3 protein-coding genes are annotated in these 2,204 nt (G+C 72.8%); all 3 read left to right on the top strand.

The features are described from left to right. Positions 1 to 78: 78 nt before the first annotated feature. Complete coding sequence (locus tag AB0J52_RS37250; RefSeq protein ID WP_500187645.1) at positions 79 to 507, top strand: RidA family protein; 429 nt, start codon at positions 79 to 81, stop codon at positions 505 to 507. Continuing rightward, complete coding sequence (locus AB0J52_RS37245; RefSeq protein WP_500187644.1) at positions 504 to 1,076, top strand: 3-hydroxyanthranilate 3,4-dioxygenase; 573 nt, start codon at positions 504 to 506, stop codon at positions 1,074 to 1,076. The genes AB0J52_RS37250 and AB0J52_RS37245 overlap by 4 nt, the downstream gene beginning before the upstream one ends. Before the next feature lie 72 nt (positions 1,077 to 1,148). Then, positions 1,149 to 2,195: an amidohydrolase family protein gene (locus AB0J52_RS37240; protein ID WP_500187642.1), complete on the top strand. Its 1,047-nt coding sequence runs from the start codon at positions 1,149 to 1,151 to the stop codon at positions 2,193 to 2,195. The last annotated feature ends 9 nt before the right edge of the window (positions 2,196 to 2,204 follow it).

The following is a 2,204-nucleotide window of genomic DNA, read 5'->3' as shown; positions in this document are numbered from 1 at the left end:
CGCCGCCGTCCCGCTGCCCAAGGACGCCCACGTCCGCGTCACCGGCGCGGGCCTCGGCTCGGTGGAGGTGACGACCAGGTGAGCGACGCGATCCTCGTCGAGGGCAAGGCGAAGCCGCGCGGGCGGTTCCCGCACCTGCGGCGCGCGGGCGACCTGGTGTTCGTGTCGGGGACCAGCTCGCGGCGCCCGGACGGCACGTTCGCCGGGGCGAGCGCCGACCCGATGGGCGTCACCGACCTCGACATCCGCGCGCAGACCCGCGCGGTGATCGAGAACATCCGCGACCTGCTGGAGGCGGCCGGGGGAGGGCTGGCCGACGTCGTGAACGTGACCACCTACCTGGTGAGCATGAACGACTTCGGCGGCTACAACGAGGTCTACGGCGAGTACTTCGACGAGACCGGCCCCGCCCGCACCACGGTCGCGGTGCACCAGCTGCCCCACCCGCATCTGCTGATCGAGATCTCGTGCGTCGCGCACATCCCCCAGGAGGAGACCGGGTCATGACGCTTCCGAAACTGGTGCACGGACGGCCGTTCAACTTCCAGGCGTGGATCGCCGAGCACGAGCACCTGCTGAAGCCGCCGGTCGGCAACAAGCAGGTGTTCGAGGACGCCGGGATGATCGTCATGGTCGTCGGCGGCCCGAACCAGCGCACCGACTTCCACGTGGACCCGCGCGAGGAGTTCTTCTACCAGCTCAAGGGCAACATGGTGCTGCGCGTGATGGAGGAGGAGGGCAAGCCTCCGGTGGACGTGCAGATCAACGAGGGGGACGTTTTCCTGCTGCCCCCGAACGTCCGGCACTCGCCGCAGCGGCCCGAGGCCGGCTCGGTCGGGCTGGTCGTCGAGATCTCCCGCCCGGAGGGCGAGCTGGAGTCCTTCGAGTGGTACTGCACCGAGTGCCACCACCTGGTGCACCGCGCCGAACTCCAGGTCCGGTCGATCGTGGACGACCTGCCGCCGGTGTTCCAGGCCTTCTACGAGGGCGACCGCGAGTGCCCGAACTGCGGCGCCACGCACCCGGGCCGGCAGTGGCCCGAGGCGATGGCCCCCACGACGGCGCCCCGCGCCTGACCGACGAGATCGTTCCCCCGGCGGCCCGCGCCGCCGGGGCGGCGTGAGCACGCCCGGAAAACGGAGGTTCCCGTGAGCGTCTTCGATGTCCACGCGCACGTCTTCCCCCGCATCACCCGCGCGGAGGGACGGCTGCTGAGCGACGTGGACGAGCCCTGGTTGCGCGACCACGGCGACGGCACCGGCATGATGATGTGCGGCGGCGCCGAGTACCGTCCGGTCGCCGAGGGCCTGTGGGAGCCCGCCCGCCGGCTGGCCGACATGGACGCGGTGGGGGTGGACGTCCAGGCGGTGTCGTCCACGCCGCTGATGTTCGGCTACGAGGCCGACCCGGCCCGGGCCGCCGCCTGGTGCGACCTGGTCAACGACCGCATCCTGCGGTACTGCGAGGCCGACCCGGCCCGGCTGCTGCCGCTCTGCCAGGTGCCGCTCCAGCACACCGAGACGGCCTGCGAGGTCGCGACGCGCGCGGCCGCCGCCGGGCATCGGGGCGTGCACATCGGCAACCACGTGGGCGAGCGGAACCTGGACGACGCCGGGATCGCCGAGTTCCTGGCGCACTGCGCCGCGCTCGGGCTGCCGGTGCTGGTCCACCCGTGGGACATGATGGCGACCGACCGGATGCGCGGGCACATGCTGCCGTGGCTGGTCGGGATGCCCGCCGAGACGCAGCTCAGCATCCTCGGCATGATGCTTGGCGGCACGTTCGAGCGGCTGCCGCGGACGCTACGGATGTGCTTCTGCCACGGCGGCGGCAGCTTCGCGTTCCTGCTCGGACGCGCCGACAACGCGTGGCGCAACCGCGACATCGTCCGCGCCGACTCGCCGCGCCCGCCCTCGGAGTACACCGACCGGTTCCACGTGGACTCGGCCGTGTTCGATCCGCGCGCGCTGCGGCTGCTCGTGGACGTCATGGGCGTCGAGCGCGTCATGCTCGGCACCGACTACCCGTTCCCGCTGGGCGAGCAGGAGCCGGGCGGGACCGTCCGGGCCTGCCCGGACCTGACCGACGCCGACCGCGCGGCCATCCTCGGGGGCAACGCCGAGCGGTTCTTCGCGCGCGCCGCGGCCTCGCAGGCCGCCCCGGCCGACCGTCCCGCGGCGGGGCTCGCGTCGTGACGGCGGTCG

Origin of the sequence: Spirillospora sp. NPDC049652 (assembly GCF_040675125.1) — a bacterium.
Lineage (GTDB): Bacteria > Actinomycetota > Actinomycetes > Streptosporangiales > Streptosporangiaceae > Spirillospora.
Note: the sequence above shows the minus strand (reverse complement) of the source record. Positions and strands in the feature narration are given on the sequence as shown.